Here is a 15,113-nt window from a genome sequence, read left to right on the forward strand (position 1 = left end):
CCCACGCCCCCACAAAGGTAGGCCCAGAGGGGCTCGACCCCTCGACCCACGGATTAAAAGTCCGCTGCTCTACCAACTGAGCTATAGGCCCGTAGGAAAGATTATAGGTAAAAAGTCTGCGTAACGACAACTGAGCGGCTGGTTCGCTCCTGAAATCAGACCCCACAACGGATTGTCACGCAATCCTAGCCCTTACAGGCGCTTCTGGTGCGGGCTCTGTAGCTCTATGCCTGTTTGTCCCGTCATTACCAGTCAGGCACTGTTCGTGGGGAAAATACCTTCCGTGTTACCAAGTCCACACAAAATCCCGGGTGAACGGGGATAATTAAGGTGAATCGAACAGGGAGGAACCATGGAAACCAGGAAGCCGCGACGCCCGGCCATCATCGAACCAGAAACCTTGGAATACTTGGAAGGCGAGGAAGATCCGGCGCTGTCCAGCGAATCAGCCCACACCTCGGCTCGGATTTTGGTGAAATCCCCCAATGGGGAGTGGTCTGACCCCGATCCGAAAACCAAGGAACGACTGTTGAAACATATGCGGGACAACGGCGTAGACGAACTGGCCGAGCTGTGGTCGCGTTCCCCGGTCAATACTTTGCCAGGCGTTTTGTGGCGGCTCCTGCTGATAGACCAGTGGGTGAAACGTTACCCGGAAGGTGTGAATACGCGCTTTAAGCAGGGGTTGAATTCGCCGCGGCTTTCTGAGTATCTTGATATCGAAGGGGCTCATTCCTTGGATTTTCCCGAATGGAAAAAACAGTTGGGACAAATCCTGGGGGGAAGCTTCGACGATAATTTCGCCGATTTTCTGGATACGTCTCAAGCTGTGCTGCGGGTGTTGGCAGCCAGCGAGTCGGTTTGGATGAAGGAAAATCCTCAGGACGTGCTGGCCAACGCGGTGACCCTGCGGGACAACGCATTGCTGGCTACTGCCGACGAGCTGCTAGATGCGGCGACCATGTATCGCGAAGGCCGCTTGGATTGACGACTGCGCCGCTCGCCGCACCCAGTGGTGGGACGGACAACTGTGCAAACCCAGGCAATACGTGAGCAAAAATAACTAAAAAGTTGAGGGGACATAAGGTGTCTGAGAACCAAGAAAACCAAGATACACAGGAAAACAATGAGACAGGAGTTCCGGCTCCTCCCCCCTTGCCCGGTGCAGAAAAGAAATCCCTCTTTGCGGGCGCTACCGCGGAGGAAATGTTCCCGAAAAAAGATTTGGATCCCGGTGGCTCCCAAGAATACGATGACGCGGACTTCACGGAACCGGATACGTCCCGGGAGGAAAAACTGCCCGAGCATCTGCCTGACCCGGTAGTGATTGCCCGTGCGGACGGCTTGGGCTCGAAGGTGAAAAAGAACAAGTCCTCAAAGAAAGCCGACCACAAGCCCCTTTCTCTAAAGAAAGAAGAAGGGCTGACCCCAGACGGATTGCCGAAACTACCCAAAGGCCGCTTCGCCGACCGGGAACTGTCCTGGCTCGCCTTTAACCAGCGTGTCTTTGAACAGGCCCAAGACCCGCGCCTGCACCTGTTGGAACGGGCGTGGTTCCTGACTATCTATTGTTCCAATTTGGACGAGTTCTATATGGTGCGGGTCGCGGGGCTGAAGCGCCGTATCGCCGCTGGGTTTGCGACGGTTTCCGCTTCCGGGTTGACGCCGCGTCAGCTGGAAGGCGAAATCAGCCGTCGCTCACACGAGATGACCGGCAACGTCTACCGTTATTTCCAAGACGAGATTCGCCCGGCTCTGGATAAAGCCGGTTTGGTCATCACTGACTGGGATAGCCTGAACGAAACCCATCACGAAATCCTGCACCGGTACTTCCGCAACCAGGTGTTTCCCATCCTGTCGCCGCTGGCAGTAGACCCGTCCCACCCCTTCCCCTACATCACCGGACTGTCGCTGAACCTGGCGATCATTGTGCGTAACCCCAACACTGGCAAAGAACACTTTGCGCGTATCAAGGTGCCGCCTATCCTGCCGCGTTTCGTGGCAGTGACCGAAAACGGGGTCGAAAACGACCCCTCGAGCGTAATTTTGGCGGGGGAAAAGGTCAACTTTGTCCCCATTGAACAGATAATTTCCGCACACCTCGACCACTTGTTCCCCGGTATGGAAATCAAAGAATCCCACGAGTTCAGGGTGACCCGTAACGAAGATCTGGAAGTCGAGGAGGACGACGCGGAAAATATTTTGACCGCGATGGAATCCGAACTCGCGAAGCGGCGTTTCGGGCCGGCGGTACGTCTGGAAGTGGCGGAATCCATGCCGGCGCTCCTGCTGGATTTCTTAAAAGAAAACCTTGAAATCGGGACTTCCGACGTGTTCCGGCTGCCTGCGCCGCTGGACTTGCGCGGTCTCAATGACCTGCATGACCTGGATATTCCCCAGCTCAAATACCCTCCGTATGTTCCCGTGACGCCGAGCGGGCTGGCCGAGAAAGAATCATCGAAAACCTCGGATATTTTCAGCTCCATTCGCGACCACGATGTGCTGATACACCTTCCGTATGATTCTTTCGCCACCTCGGTGCAGCAATTCATCGTGCAGGCAGCTCAAGATCCGAACGTTTTGGCAATCAAACAGACCCTGTACCGAACTTCGGGCGATTCCCCGATTGTCCAGGCTCTGATTGACGCGGCCCGCGCCGGAAAACAGGTCGTGGCCATCGTCGAGATTAAGGCGCGTTTCGATGAGGAAGCCAACATCGGCTGGGCTCGCAAGATGGAACGCGCCGGGGTTCACGTGGTTTACGGTTTGGTTGGTCTTAAGACTCACTGCAAGCTGTGTCTGGTGGTACGTCAAGAACCCGACGGGATGCATCGCTACTGTCACGTGGGCACCGGTAACTACCACCCCAAGACCGCTCGCGGCTACGAGGACCTGGGTCTGCTGACCGATGATCGCGAGGTCGCCCAGGACCTGACCCGTTTGTTTAACCAGCTCAGCGGATACGCGCCGCGCTCGACATTCCACCGTTTGCTGGTCGCGCCCCGCTCTATCCGCGATGGCTTGATTGAGCGGATAAACCGCGAAATTTCCAACAAGAAAGCGGGCAAGAAAGCGGGAATCCTGTTCAAAATCAACTCGATTGTGGACGAGCGTTTGACGGATGCACTCTATCGGGCTTCCCAAGCGGGGGTTCCGGTGATGGTCCAGGTCCGCGGTATTTGTTCCATTAAGCCAGGTATCCCCGGTCTCAGCGATAACATTCGGGTCGTTTCTATCCTGGGACGATTCCTGGAGCACTCGCGGGTCTATGCGTTTAAGAATGACGGAGACCCGGAAGTGTGGATTGGTTCCGCGGACCTGATGCACCGTAACTTGGATCGCCGCGTCGAAGCGCTGGTGAAAATCGTGGACCCGGAGCAGATCCAATATCTGGTTGATCTAGTCAAACGCGGCATGGCAGACACCACCGCCTCGTGGCGGTTGATGCCTGACCAGCAGTGGGTGCGGGTCAATACGAACCAGGCTGGACTGCGTCTGGAGGACATCCAGGAAACTTTGATGAACCACGCCTCCTCGCGAGTGTCGGGACGCGGCGGCGTCTCCCGGCATTGAGGTTGACATGTCACGGCATTCGAGTGAGGCACCGAGCCGGGGTGAGACCGCCTCGATATGGCACGCATCAGCCCGGTTGGTGAAGTTTACAGAGTTGAGTACACAGAAAAGGGAAGGTAATGAGTAGAGTTCTGGCTGCCGGCGGGGTGGTTTGTCGAGGCGGGGAACTGCGTCCGGCCTTGGAGGGCGCACCCACCCAAACCCCTTATGAATTTTTGGTCGTACACCGGCCAAAGTACGATGACTGGTCCCTACCGAAGGGAAAACTGGAACCCGGCGAGCTGCTGCCGGCCTGTGCGGTGCGGGAAATTGCCGAAGAAACCGGGGTGCAAGTGTGCCTGGGGCCCCAGCTCGGTCTCACGACTTACCCGGTGGAGGGTGTCGAGAAACAGGTCACGTACTGGCTGGCTCAGGTGCGCCACAGTGCGGCGATACTGGCTCGGCCTTACGTGGAACCGGCCTCGCCACATGAGATAAACGAGGTTCGTTGGGTCAACCAGGCCCAAGCGCAGGAACTCTTAACCCAAGAATATGACCGCAATCTGGTGACACAAGCTGAGCAATACCTGCGACAGGGTTGGGGCGACTCGACTCCAGTTATGTTGGTGCGCCACGGAAAAGCCAAGAATCGTCTGAAGTGGAAGACCGATGATTCGCTGCGTCCTTTGAAAAAACGCGGTAAGCGCCAGGCTGTGGCGCTGGCCTCCACCCTGAGCGCTTTCGGGATTTCCCGACTGTTCTGTTCGCCGTGGAAACGTTGCGAGCAAACGATACGCCCGTACTTGAAAGCCAGCGGGATTAGGTGTGAATACCCCGATGTGTTGAGCGAAGACGGCTTCGCCGCTAATCCTTATGGCGGGTTGGAACTGTTGCGCGCACAGCTCAAGGCAGCCCCCACGGAAGGGCCGACCGCCCTGTGTTCCCATGCCCCGGTCCTGATTCCGCTGATTCGGGCTTTGGGAAACGATTTCTTAGAAGAAACCCTGATACCTCTGGAAACCGGGGAGTCCTTGATCGTTCACGTAATCTCGGACGCCCAGGGCGAACCAAAACTCATTGCCGCCGAGCGCGCGAAAGCTGAACCCCCCGTCGGGTACGTGCTGGATTAATGTGATTTTTCGCTAGTCACAAGCCCGCCCGCCCGGTTTTTCGGGTTCGTGCGGTTGTCGGTGGGTGGCGCTGTCTAAATCCGGAACAGGAATTCCAACAGGGTGTAGACCGCGGCAGCTACCGCGGCGGCGGCGGGAAGAGTCAGAACCCAAGCCACCACAATGTTTCCGGCCGTTCCCCAGCGCACTGCGGAGAGTCTGCGGGTCGCGCCCACTCCCATGATGGCGGTGGTTACGGTATGAGTGGTGGAAATCGGAGCGTGCCAAATGAAAGCCGTGAAATACAGCACCCCCGCGGCCACCGTTTCGGAGACAAAACCGTTTGCCGGATCGACATGAATCACCCTCGAACCCAAGGTTTTCATGATACGAAACCCGCCTACGAAGGTGCCGGCCGCAATGGCCATAGCTGCCGCCAACTTGACCCACAGAGGAATCGGGTCGTCCAAGTCGACGTGACCGGAAGCTACCAGAGCAATGAAAATGACCCCCATGGTCTTCTGAGCATCCTGCAAACCGTGCCCCAAGGCTAGTGCGGCAGAAGAAAACTTTTGACCAACCCGGAATTTACGCATGGTCCGGCGGTAAGCCAGGTTTTTCATAGACACCATGACCAAGCTCATCAGCACGTAAGCAAAAGTGAAGCCGATGAGCGGGGAAACCACCATCGGAATCAGGACGTGAGAAGTAATTGTCGCCCAGTTCACCGTGACGCCCGCAGCCAAACCTGCCCCGGCGAGGCCACCAATCAGTGCGTGTGAGGACGAGGAAGGCAGCCCGAAATACCAGGTAATAACGTTCCAGCAAATCGCCCCGATGAGGCCTCCGAGAATAATCAACAGGCCGTGGGCCCTTTCGGCGTGGGAAACCGCCGTAGCGTATCCTGACATATCAATGATTCCAGAACCGATGGTTTTCGCCACTTCTGTTCCCAGCAGTGACCCCACCAAGTTCATGACCGCAGCCATAGCTAAAGCGGTGCGCGGTGCCCAAGCCCGTGTAGAAATAGCGGTGGCAATGGCGTTAGCAGCATCGTGGAAACCATTAGTGAAATCAAAGACAACTGCGATGATAACGACACAAACAACCAGTACCAGAGAAATGTCCATGCGGGAGCACCCTCAAGATTCCTTGATTGCGATACCTTCGACCAGAGCAGCCAGATGCTCGAACGCATCGCAGGCATCCTCAAGCCGCTCGGTGATGTCTTTCAGTTTGATAACTGCTATCGGGTCAGGATTGTTGTTGACAATGTCGGATAGGCAGTGCATATAAATCTGGTCGGCTTGATTTTCTAAGCGGTTGACTTCCACCCAGTATTCGCGTAACTCGTCGAGGGTTTTCAGCCGAGGCATGGCTTTGGCTGTAACCGTGGCGCACTTTTGGAGTATAGCCGCCTGTTTGTGCAAGCATTCGGGGAGCTCCTGGAGCTGATAGACCACGATGAGGTTCCCGGCGTCGTCAATCAAATCCATGCAGTCATCGAGCCGGTAAGCCAGTTCGCTGAGGTCGTCGCGATCCAGGGGGGTGACGAAAGTCTGGTTAATTTTGTTCATGAACGCGTGGGTCAAATCATCGGAGGAATTCTCTACCGCGTGTAAGTCGTTGCGCTCCCCGTCGCGCTGTTCGGGCGGGAGCGCCATCAACTTTGCCAAGATATCGGCACCTTCAATCAGGTTACCGGCAATTTCGGTGAGCTGCTCGAAAAATCCCTCGTCTTTGGCGCGATGGAACAGGCCCATTTTTCACCCTTCTTTGTGATGGATTCGGCAAACCTGGCGACCCGGAGAGACGGTTTCGATAGTCCCGGCGGGGCCTTCCTGGTTACCTCTGTTTACTCTATCCGTTTGGAACCAACATTGTAAAAACGGTGTAAATTCCGGGGTAAAGTCAGGGTCGTAAACGGTGGTGCCAGGAACTTTGTCAGGTTAAAGGGGAGTTAAAAAGTAAATTAAGTAAAATCTCGAGACAACGTCTCGCTGGTGTGGTAACTTAAATATAAGACATCGATGTCCGTAGAAGCCCCGGGCTCCATATACTGCCGCTACGAGCGGCCTTCGCGCCGACAGGCGCTTTACGGTTTCGGTGTCGTTGAAGGCTCCGCACGTCGGAGCCTTCAAAGTTTAACCCTCTCGGAACCGGTGAAACGGTCTGTTCCTGAGAACTGCCGAAGTTATGAGAGAATCGGAACATGACTTCCCAGCCCAACGCGGAAATACCGGACCCTTCGCTGACCGATACGGTAAAAATTACGCGCCGCGTGCGGCGGGAGGAACACCAGGCCGAAAAGATTGAAAAGCTACCGAAAGTTCCCGAGTCCCTGATAGGGCGGGTCATCTGTGCCCACCCCGAGATTATTACCGCCCTGGCTGCGCTGGGGATGTCCTTGATTTTTGTACTCCCCTCGGATTTCCTGACCGTAGCTGCGGCCATTGCGGTAGTGTGTTTCGCTTTCGGCTGGGCGCACCTGGCGCATCTTCCCGCCCCGCGGGCGTCTTTCATCCTGCTGACCATCTTCGGGGTGTTGGCTTTACTGACGGGAAGAATTTTTGAAGATTTCTCGATAGTGGCTGAAGTCGTAGGCTTGGGAGTGATTGGGGTCTTCATCGCGGAAATGCTGCGTAACCCCAGGGAAAACTTACTGAACTCAGTAGCGGGTAACGCGGCCGGAATCCTCATCGTTTCTACCGCCGGGGCTTGGGTCATGCTGGAGTCGGAAGCGCTGTGGTATTTCCTGTTGGTGCCCGGAGCAGTCACCCTCATCGGAGGGTGTATCGGCATGGCGATGAGCGCCAACTGGCAGCTGAAATGGAGAGTTTTCACGGGAATCCTGTTCTCGGTAATTTTCGGTTTGGCGGCCGGGGCGGCCATCCTCGTGATGGAAGGAACCGCGCGAGATCAGATGGTGCTTTTCGCGGGAGGACACCTCCCCAGCCTGACCGTGGCTCTGGTCTCCGGTCTGCTGTTGGGAGTGGTGTATGGAATCGCGTTCGCATCACTGACCGTAATTTTCAGCGGTGACTTGGCTCCGTCAACAGTTTCGGCCGCGGTGAGTCAGGCTTTCATCCCAGTCCTGGCTGCGTCTGTCCCGCTCTATATTCTGGCGCGGCTTTTAGTGGGGGAGGGCCCTACACTTGCTTGAAGGATGTTTCTCACGTTTGCGTCCAAAGTGGTGAATGGGGGTAAAAATGCAGGTGACCTATCCGAGTATCGACAGAATTTGGCCGGGAGCGGCGATAGACGCGGGCTGGAATCATGGCCCCGAACTGCTCGAAGGCCGCGGCTACGCCAAGATTCCCTTGGGAGTGCTGAAAGTTTCCGGGCCGGATCGCTGGGCTTGGCTAAACTCTGTCAGCACCCAGGACTTTTCAAACTGGGAGCCTGCCGCGCCGCGTGAAGCCCTCATCCTCGACCCCACCGGACACATTGAGTTGAGCTTTTTCGCCGTCGATGATGGCAGCTCAGTGTGGATTTTGACTGAAGAACCGGGGGGTGCCGCTGAGTTTTTCCGCTCTATGCGGTTCCGTTCCCGCGTTGAGATTGCTGATGCGAGCGCGGACTTCGCGGTCTTGGGATATCTGAAAACCAGCGATGTTATCTCTCCGGTAGCCCGATTCTGGAGCGAACACAGCCGCGTGACCTGGGCTGATCCGTGGCCCGGACCGGTGGGAAACACAACCGTCTTTACCGCCGCGAGCGTAAGCCATCCGGCGGACGACCCCGCCGCCCCGCACCGCGAACTGGCGGTAGTTTCGCGCCTGGACTTGCCGGCGCTTGAAGCCACAGCCGCAGCGAGCGGTCTGGTAAAGGCCGATTTGGGTGCTTGGGAAGCCGTGCGTATTTCCCTGTGGCGCCCCCGCCTAGGCCGCGAGGGCAAACCGGGGACCCTCCCTCATGAGTTGGACTGGCTGCGTGTCGCCGTCAGTTTGCAAAAGGGGTGCTATCCCGGTCAAGAAACCGTGGCAAAACTGACCAACCGGGGGCGTCCTCCGCGCCGACTCACGTTCTTGGACCTAGATGGGTCGCGTGAGGAGCTGCCGGCCATAGATTCTCCCCTCACTTTGGAGTCTGACGGCTCCGAAGTCGGGGTGTTGACCTCGGTGGCGTACCACCCCACGGACGGTCAAATCGGTCTGGGCTTGGTCAAACGCCAGGTTGACCCCGCGGAAATGTTACTGGTGGAGGGGATTCGCGCCGCCCAAAGCGTCATCGTGGATCCGAGCGGAGAAAACCCGCGCCGCCTAGACGACAGCCAACTGGGCGGCTTACTGGGATTGAAAGCGAGGAAATAAAATGTCGACAGTTTTCGCGGCTATAAACTCGGTGCAGGCGTTACTGGTGCTGGGACTGGTCCTGGTCGTGGTGGGAATGAGCCTGTATGCCTTGATCCACGCCCTAACCACCCCGGCCCAAGCTTTCCCAACGGAAGGAAAACGAACTCGCAACTTTTGGGCTCTGCTGAACCTACTGGCGCTGGTGATTTCCTTCCTGGGATTAACGCCTAACGCTTTCGTCGGTTTGTTCGGGGTGATGATGGCGCTAATCATTCCGGCCGTTTACCTGGCCGATGTGCGTCCCGCCGTGGCTTCGTGGCGCCGGCGGGGCAAGAACTCGCGAGGAACCGGCCAACGTCCCCCCACGCCCTGGTGAACTCGGGACAGACCGGCCAAAACGACACAGAACAGGAAAGGGACAATCGATGCGGGCAGTGATTCAGCGTGTTACGGGCGCAAAGTGCGTGGTCAACAGGGATGTTACCGGTGAATTTGCGGGCCCTGGGCTGGTGGTGCTGTTGGGGGTCACGCATACCGATGGCACGGCACAGGTCGAAAAAATGGCGCGCAAGATTGCGAATCTGCGCATTTTTGACGCCCCCGGTGCCTACGATGCAGATGGTGGGTCTGAGAAACTTTCACAAGCGCGTGGGGCGGAAGTGTCTGCGGTCCAGTTGGGTTTGCCGGTGCTGCTGATTAGCCAGTTCACGCTCTACGGAGACGCTCGCAAGGGTAATCGGCCCTCGTGGGTGGCGGCGGCGCCGGGAGAGGTGGCTCAACCGCTGGTTGATGCGGTGGGGGCAGCGCTGCAGGACCAGGGTATGCGGGTTGAACAGGGAATTTTCGGGGCGGACATGAAAGTCAGTTTCACCAATGACGGGCCTTTCACGATTCTGTTGGAAGTGTGAATTAGCCGGTAGTGAACACGGTCGCGTTTTCGCGATGCGGGGGCATAAATTGGTAGCGAGTATAAAAGGGAGTACGTATGTTTGAAAGATTTACCGACCGAGCCCGCCGGGTGGTGGTGTTAGCCCAAGACGAAGCCCGCCGGTTGAACCAAAACTACATCGGTACCGAGCACCTGCTGCTGGGTCTCATCCATGAGGGCGACGGTATCGCAGCGCGAGCTTTGGAAACGATGGGTATCTCGCTGGAGGCCGTGCGCGCTCAGGTCATTGAGATTATCGGTGAGGGCGAGCAGCCCACCACCGGCCATATCCCCTTTACTCCGCGCGCCCGCAAGGTGCTGGAGTTTTCGATGCGCGAGGCGCTGCAGCTGGGGCACAACTATATCGGTACCGAGCATATCCTGCTGGGACTGCTGCGGGAAGGCGACGGGGTCGCCGCCCAAGTCCTCATCAAACTCGGTGCTGACCTGAACAATGTGCGCCAGACCGTTATCGAACTGCTCTCCGGTTATCAAGGCGGCCAGCCTCAACAGAGCGGTCGCGATACTGTGGGTGTCGGTGGCGGACGGGCGGATAACCCCAACGCCGGGGGTAACTCGGCGATTTTGGACCAGTTCGGACGCAACCTCACCCAGGCAGCGCGCGAGTCCAAACTTGACCCGGTCATCGGGCGTACCAAGGAAATGGAACGCGTCATGCAAATTCTTTCCCGGCGCACCAAAAACAATCCGGTCTTGGTCGGCGAACCCGGGGTAGGCAAAACCGCTGTGGTGGAGGGACTGGCCCAGGGCATTGTCCGCGGCGACGTCCCGGAAACTTTGAAAGATAAACAGCTGTATTCCTTGGATATGGGCTCCTTGGTGGCGGGCTCGCGCTACCGCGGCGACTTCGAGGAACGTCTCAAGAAGGTGCTGAAGGAAATCCGCACCCGCGGGGACATCATCTTGTTCATTGATGAGATTCACACCCTGGTTGGTGCTGGCGCGGCGGAGGGCGCGATTGACGCTGCCTCGATTTTGAAACCGATGCTGGCGCGTGGTGAGCTGCAGACTATCGGCGCCACCACCATTGACGAATACCGCAAGTACATTGAGAAAGATTCCGCTCTGGAACGCCGTTTCCAGCCGGTGAAGGTCGAAGAACCCAGTGTGGAAGAAACCGTTGCTATCCTCAAGGGGCTGCGGGATCGCTACGAGTCTCACCACCGCGTCATGATTACTGACGCGGCTCTCGCTGCCGCGGCGCAGCTTGCTGACCGCTATGTGTCTGACAGGTTCTTACCGGATAAGGCAATTGACCTGGTTGACGAGGCCGGGGCGCGTTTACGGATCCAGCGGATGACGGCGCCGCCGGAGCTGAAAGAAGTTGACGAAAAAATCGCCAAGGCTCGCCAAGCGAAAGAGGCCGCCATTGACGCCCAGGACTTCGAAAAGGCTGCCCAGCTGCGTGACGAAGAAAAGAATCTGACCGAAGAACGCGCGGCGAAGGAATCCCAGTGGCGCCAAGGTGAAGACACCTCCGAGTCGGTAGTTGACGAGGAACAAATCGCCGAGGTTTTGGCGATGGCCACCGGCATCCCGGTGTTCAAACTCACTCAGGCAGAATCCTCGAAGCTGCTGCGGATGGAAGATGAACTGCACAAGCGCATCATCGGTCAGGACGAGGCAGTCAAGGCGGTGTCTCAGTCCATTCGCCGGACCCGCGCTGGTTTGAAAGATCCGAAGCGTCCTGGCGGCTCGTTTGTGTTCGCCGGCCCGACTGGGGTGGGAAAAACCGAGCTCGCCAAAGCACTGGCGGAGTTCCTTTTTGGAGACGAGAACGCCCTGGTCCAGCTGGATATGTCCGAGTTCTCGGAGAAACATACGGCCTCTCGGTTGTTCGGTTCACCTCCGGGCTATGTCGGCTACGACGAGGGCGGTCAGCTCACCGAAAAGGTGCGTCGCAAGCCCTTCAGCGTAGTGCTGTTCGACGAAGTGGAAAAGGCCCACCCGGACATCTTTAACAGCTTGTTGCAGGTGTTGGAGGAGGGCCACCTCACCGATTCGCAAGGTCGCCTGGTCGACTTTAAGAACACCATTATCATCATGACCACGAACCTCGGCACTCGTGAAATCAACAAGGGTGTGCTGACCGGTTTCCAGGCCAGCGGTGAGCTGTCCACGGACTATCAGCGGATGAAGGGCAAGGTTCAGGAAGAGTTGAAACAGCACTTCCGGCCCGAGTTCCTCAACCGTGTGGATGAAATCGTAGTGTTCCCGCAGCTTGAGAAGGGCGAAATCCTCCAGATTGTTGATTTGATGATCGCCAAGCTCGACGACCGGATGCTGGATCAGGGCATGGCTTTGCGGCTGACTCCCGCGGCGCGAGCTCTGCTGGCGCATAAGGGCTTCGACAAGACACTGGGGGCTCGTCCGTTGCGCCGGGCGGTACAGCGTGAAATCGAAGACGTCCTGTCTGAAAAGATTCTGTTCTCTGAACTGGGTGAAGGCCAGACCGTTACAGTTGACGTCGAGCCGAAGTTCATCAAGCACGAGTCTGCGGACAAGGTCAACGGGACAGATTGGGAGTTCACTGACGACGCTGAGTTCAAGTTTACCGGCGAGGACGGTCTGCCCGAGGGGCGGGCGCAACAGCGCCGCAAGCTCGAAGACGTGACCGCGGCGACGATTCGGGAAGCTGAACTGGCTGCCAAAGAAGCGGAAGAGTCCCCGGAAAAGGAACCTGCTTCCTAGACGCCACCTAAACCAACTCGCGGGTCCGCCTCGGCGGGCCCGCAAGGTATTTAACCACAACTTCGGGTCCGGTTCTTTTTAGATTCGAGTCAGTGATGGGTTCATGGTTGAGCACGTTACGGGGTATATTCGTATGAGTTAACTATTTCGTTGCACAGCGTCAAGGGAGAGGCCGAACCTATGTCCACCGCTATCCACGATGAACAGTGGTTTGAGCGGATATTTGCTGAACACAGCAAGGCTATAGTGCGGTTCCTCTATAGACGGGGAGCCTATAGCGACGCCGAGGACCTAGCCGCGGAAGTTTTCGTCGTGATGTGGAAGAAGAAAAACGACGTTCCCTCTGGCGCAGAACTGCCTTGGCTGTACAAAACCGCGGGCTTGACTTTGGCGAACTGGTACCGCAAAAAGAAATCCTTGCCCATGGGAGATAACCAGGAAAACCTGGACTCCACCGATTTCGCCGATCCGGCTCAACTCGTCGTGGAGGATCACGGGATGCGAGCGGCCCTGCTGAGCCTCAGTGAGCGCGATCGCGAGATTCTCTTGGCGGTCGCATGGGAAGGTTTGAGCGGCAATGATCTGGCACAGTACCTGGGAGTGAGCCGTTCAGCCGCGGATGCAGCATTGTCGCGGGCGCGGAAACGACTGGAGGAAGCGATTGAAAAAAATACTTCTTAGGAAAGTGTAAGAAACGCCAGGCCGGTTACATGTATATGTTGCAAGGTCGAAACTGCGCCGGGCCTGAGGACGGTTTCGACCAGCCAAGTTTTAATAAATAAGAACGACGAAGCGCGGTAATTACAACGATTACCGCCCAAAAGAAGGACAGGGAAGTGGAAAACCACAAAATCGAGATGAGCGGGCTGGAAGCTCTGCGCTCACTCGACCCTGCCCAAAATTTGCCCGTAGATTTGGATTCTTTGCGCGCTAAGATCGCTGCCCAGATGGAATCCGAAGGGTTGGCTTTTGAGACTCAGCCGCCTGCGCACGTGGTTGCGGTGGAAACCGCGGATACCCAAGCCCCGGTGGCGGAAGTCGTGTCTCTGGCAGTGCGTCGTCACACGCTGGCAGTGCGGCGCAACTGGCTGGTTGGTTTGAGTGCGGCCGCGGCTGCGACGGTGGTTGGTTTCACCGGGTGGAGCGTGCTTTCCCCCGGCGAACCAGGTGAAGTGCCCAATCAGGGCGATGGTGTCGTGATTACGGATGGTCCGATTATTACCGCCGCGGGTTCCGAGCTTATGGTGCCCGGAGCTAGTCAGCGCTTGGAAAAGGTCGGTGATGTTGAGTTTGTAGCGGCGGGCAATTTTTCCACTGTTCCTACCAAAGCCCCGATTTCACGGTTGGGTAAGGGAGCCAACGTTTCCGCTGATCAAGTCCAGAAGGTCGCGAATTCATTGGGCATGCGGGGTTCAGTTAAAAGGAATAGCTCCGGGTTTACCGTCACCGACGCTAAAGGGGCGACTTTGACGGTCACTATGGGTCAGCTGACTTCTTTGAGTTTTGATAACCCCTCTGCGGTGCGGATGGAATGCGTGCCGGTGAAACCCGGAGACGGTACTGTGGAGTTGCCCAATCCCGACGCGACCCAGAATCCGACCGGGAACTCTACTTCCAACACCGGCAAAACTCCGGCTCCGAATACCCCGACTACTCCCAGTACCACTCCGTCGGAACCTAGTGACCCGACTGAGCCGACCTCGACGCCGACCCCGACTCCAACTGAGACCCCGACCGAGACTGTTCCCCCGGCGGTGCGCCCGGACAGCCCGGAACCGAGCCATTCCAATACAAAGGGAGCTACACACAACGTCGATACCGCTGACACCACCAACTTGCCTGGCCCAGTGGTCGAGATTGGTCAGCTACAAGTGTTGCTGATAGTGACCGAAACCACGGATCCTTCCGGGTCTTCGCCGACAGAATCCGTAGAACCGCAGGCAACCCAGAACCCCTCGCCGGGTCCGACCCCTTGTGTAATGAAAGTGGCAGGAAACGCGCCCTCTTCTGAGAAAGCTATCGCCCAAGTTGAGAAGGTGGCGGCTTCCTTGGGAGCCACCGTGATGAGCAGTGCGGCGGGAACCACCCAGAAAGACGGTCTGACCACGGTGAGTGTCCCGGTTAAGATGCCCGGTCAGTCACAAACCCAAAACTGGAAAGCTGTGGTTTCGGAAACCGGAGTGGCTTCGATTCGCGCCAATCTGGGTAAAGAAACGAAGATTGGCGAGTACAAGGTCATCTCGGAGGCTCAGGCTGTGCAGCGCCTCAACGACCCGAAGTATGGTCCTTTGGATGTGCGCAACCAGAAGGGGCTGCCAGATAAGATTGATGGCCGCATCGACTTGGTCAGCGCGAGGCTGATTAGCCAGCCAGTCAAGCAAAAGGACGGCTCAATCCTGGATATGCCGGTCTATCTGTTGACCGACTCCCAAGGACGGGTCTGGACCGTCTTGGCAGTGGCGGAATAGGCCCCTTACAGAATCTTTTATATCTGTTCCTTTCATTCAGCAGGTTCCT

12 protein-coding genes and 1 tRNA gene are annotated in these 15,113 nt (G+C 57.2%); 10 read left to right on the forward strand and 3 right to left on the reverse strand.

Annotation, left to right across the window (positions count from 1 at the left end; translation table 11 throughout):
* Positions 1-18: 18 nt before the first annotated feature.
* Positions 19-91: transfer RNA gene (locus tag RDL66_RS03965), tRNA-Lys, on the reverse strand.
* A 261-nt stretch (positions 92-352) separates the two neighbouring features.
* On the opposite strand from RDL66_RS03965, the gene RDL66_RS03970 reads away from it, so the two are divergent.
* The 3 genes from RDL66_RS03970 (at position 353) to RDL66_RS03980 (ending at position 4,682) form a co-directional block, all read left to right on the forward strand.
* Positions 353-988, forward strand: a complete 636-nt coding sequence (locus RDL66_RS03970) for a hypothetical protein (RefSeq protein WP_308535351.1) — start codon at positions 353-355, stop codon at positions 986-988.
* A 98-nt stretch (positions 989-1,086) separates the two neighbouring features.
* Positions 1,087-3,573 carry an RNA degradosome polyphosphate kinase gene (locus tag RDL66_RS03975; RefSeq protein WP_308535353.1) on the forward strand — a complete coding sequence of 829 codons (2,487 nt, stop codon included), beginning with the start codon at positions 1,087-1,089 and terminating at the stop codon, positions 3,571-3,573.
* 119 nt (positions 3,574-3,692) lie between these two features.
* The gene (locus RDL66_RS03980; protein WP_308535354.1) at positions 3,693-4,682 is read left to right on the forward strand and encodes an NUDIX hydrolase; all 990 of its coding nucleotides are present in this window, start codon (positions 3,693-3,695) and stop codon (positions 4,680-4,682) included.
* A 74-nt stretch (positions 4,683-4,756) separates the two neighbouring features.
* Here RDL66_RS03980 and RDL66_RS03985 read toward each other — a convergent pair whose 3' ends face one another.
* Positions 4,757-5,791, reverse strand: a complete 1,035-nt coding sequence (locus tag RDL66_RS03985) for an inorganic phosphate transporter (RefSeq protein WP_308535356.1) — start codon at positions 5,789-5,791, stop codon at positions 4,757-4,759.
* A 12-nt stretch (positions 5,792-5,803) separates the two neighbouring features.
* Positions 5,804-6,424, reverse strand: a complete 621-nt coding sequence (locus RDL66_RS03990; protein ID WP_308535358.1) for a DUF47 family protein — start codon at positions 6,422-6,424, stop codon at positions 5,804-5,806.
* Positions 6,425-6,873: 449 nt separating this feature from the next.
* On the opposite strand from RDL66_RS03990, the gene RDL66_RS03995 reads away from it, so the two are divergent.
* The 7 genes from RDL66_RS03995 to RDL66_RS04025 all read left to right on the forward strand — a co-directional run bounded on the left by RDL66_RS03995 (position 6,874) and on the right by RDL66_RS04025 (position 15,064).
* A complete protein-coding gene (locus RDL66_RS03995) occupies positions 6,874-7,824 on the forward strand; it encodes a beta-carotene 15,15'-monooxygenase (RefSeq protein ID WP_308535360.1) in 951 nt (316 codons plus the stop codon).
* Positions 7,825-7,870: 46 nt separating this feature from the next.
* The gene (locus RDL66_RS04000; protein ID WP_308535361.1) at positions 7,871-8,974 is read left to right on the forward strand and encodes a folate-binding protein; all 1,104 of its coding nucleotides are present in this window, start codon (positions 7,871-7,873) and stop codon (positions 8,972-8,974) included.
* A 1-nt stretch (position 8,975) separates the two neighbouring features.
* Positions 8,976-9,332, forward strand: a complete 357-nt coding sequence (locus tag RDL66_RS04005) for a DUF2516 family protein (protein ID WP_308535363.1) — start codon at positions 8,976-8,978, stop codon at positions 9,330-9,332.
* A 49-nt stretch (positions 9,333-9,381) separates the two neighbouring features.
* Positions 9,382-9,864 (forward strand): D-aminoacyl-tRNA deacylase, encoded by a 483-nt coding sequence (gene dtd / locus RDL66_RS04010; protein WP_308535365.1) that lies wholly within the window; start codon positions 9,382-9,384, stop codon positions 9,862-9,864.
* A 77-nt stretch (positions 9,865-9,941) separates the two neighbouring features.
* The gene (locus RDL66_RS04015) at positions 9,942-12,596 is read left to right on the forward strand and encodes an ATP-dependent Clp protease ATP-binding subunit (protein ID WP_308535367.1); all 2,655 of its coding nucleotides are present in this window, start codon (positions 9,942-9,944) and stop codon (positions 12,594-12,596) included.
* A gap of 180 nt (positions 12,597-12,776) precedes the next feature.
* Positions 12,777-13,277, forward strand: a complete 501-nt coding sequence (locus RDL66_RS04020) for a sigma-70 family RNA polymerase sigma factor (protein ID WP_308535369.1) — start codon at positions 12,777-12,779, stop codon at positions 13,275-13,277.
* Between the two features lie 155 nt (positions 13,278-13,432).
* Entirely contained in the window at positions 13,433-15,064 is a 1,632-nt protein-coding gene (locus RDL66_RS04025) for a hypothetical protein (protein ID WP_308535371.1), read from the forward strand.
* The last annotated feature ends 49 nt before the right edge of the window (positions 15,065-15,113 follow it).

This window comes from uncultured Mobiluncus sp. (genome assembly GCF_902488535.1).
GTDB lineage: Bacteria > Actinomycetota > Actinomycetes > Actinomycetales > Actinomycetaceae > Mobiluncus.

What these genes read in the sequence shown, in the direction of transcription:
- RDL66_RS03995 (WP_308535360.1), top strand. Translation starts at nt 6,874, where the DNA reads ATGACTTCCCAGCCCAACGCGGAAATACCGGACCCTTCGCTGACCGAT.
- RDL66_RS03980 (WP_308535354.1), top strand. Translation starts at nt 3,693, where the DNA reads ATGAGTAGAGTTCTGGCTGCCGGCGGGGTGGTTTGTCGAGGCGGGGAA.
- RDL66_RS04005 (WP_308535363.1), top strand. Translation starts at nt 8,976, where the DNA reads ATGTCGACAGTTTTCGCGGCTATAAACTCGGTGCAGGCGTTACTGGTG.
- RDL66_RS03990 (WP_308535358.1), bottom strand. Translation starts at nt 6,424, where the DNA reads ATGGGCCTGTTCCATCGCGCCAAAGACGAGGGATTTTTCGAGCAGCTC.
- RDL66_RS04000 (WP_308535361.1), top strand. Translation starts at nt 7,871, where the DNA reads ATGCAGGTGACCTATCCGAGTATCGACAGAATTTGGCCGGGAGCGGCG.
- RDL66_RS04015 (WP_308535367.1), top strand. Translation starts at nt 9,942, where the DNA reads ATGTTTGAAAGATTTACCGACCGAGCCCGCCGGGTGGTGGTGTTAGCC.
- dtd (WP_308535365.1), top strand. Translation starts at nt 9,382, where the DNA reads ATGCGGGCAGTGATTCAGCGTGTTACGGGCGCAAAGTGCGTGGTCAAC.
- RDL66_RS03985 (WP_308535356.1), bottom strand. Translation starts at nt 5,791, where the DNA reads ATGGACATTTCTCTGGTACTGGTTGTTTGTGTCGTTATCATCGCAGTT.
- RDL66_RS04020 (WP_308535369.1), top strand. Translation starts at nt 12,777, where the DNA reads ATGTCCACCGCTATCCACGATGAACAGTGGTTTGAGCGGATATTTGCT.
- RDL66_RS03970 (WP_308535351.1), top strand. Translation starts at nt 353, where the DNA reads ATGGAAACCAGGAAGCCGCGACGCCCGGCCATCATCGAACCAGAAACC.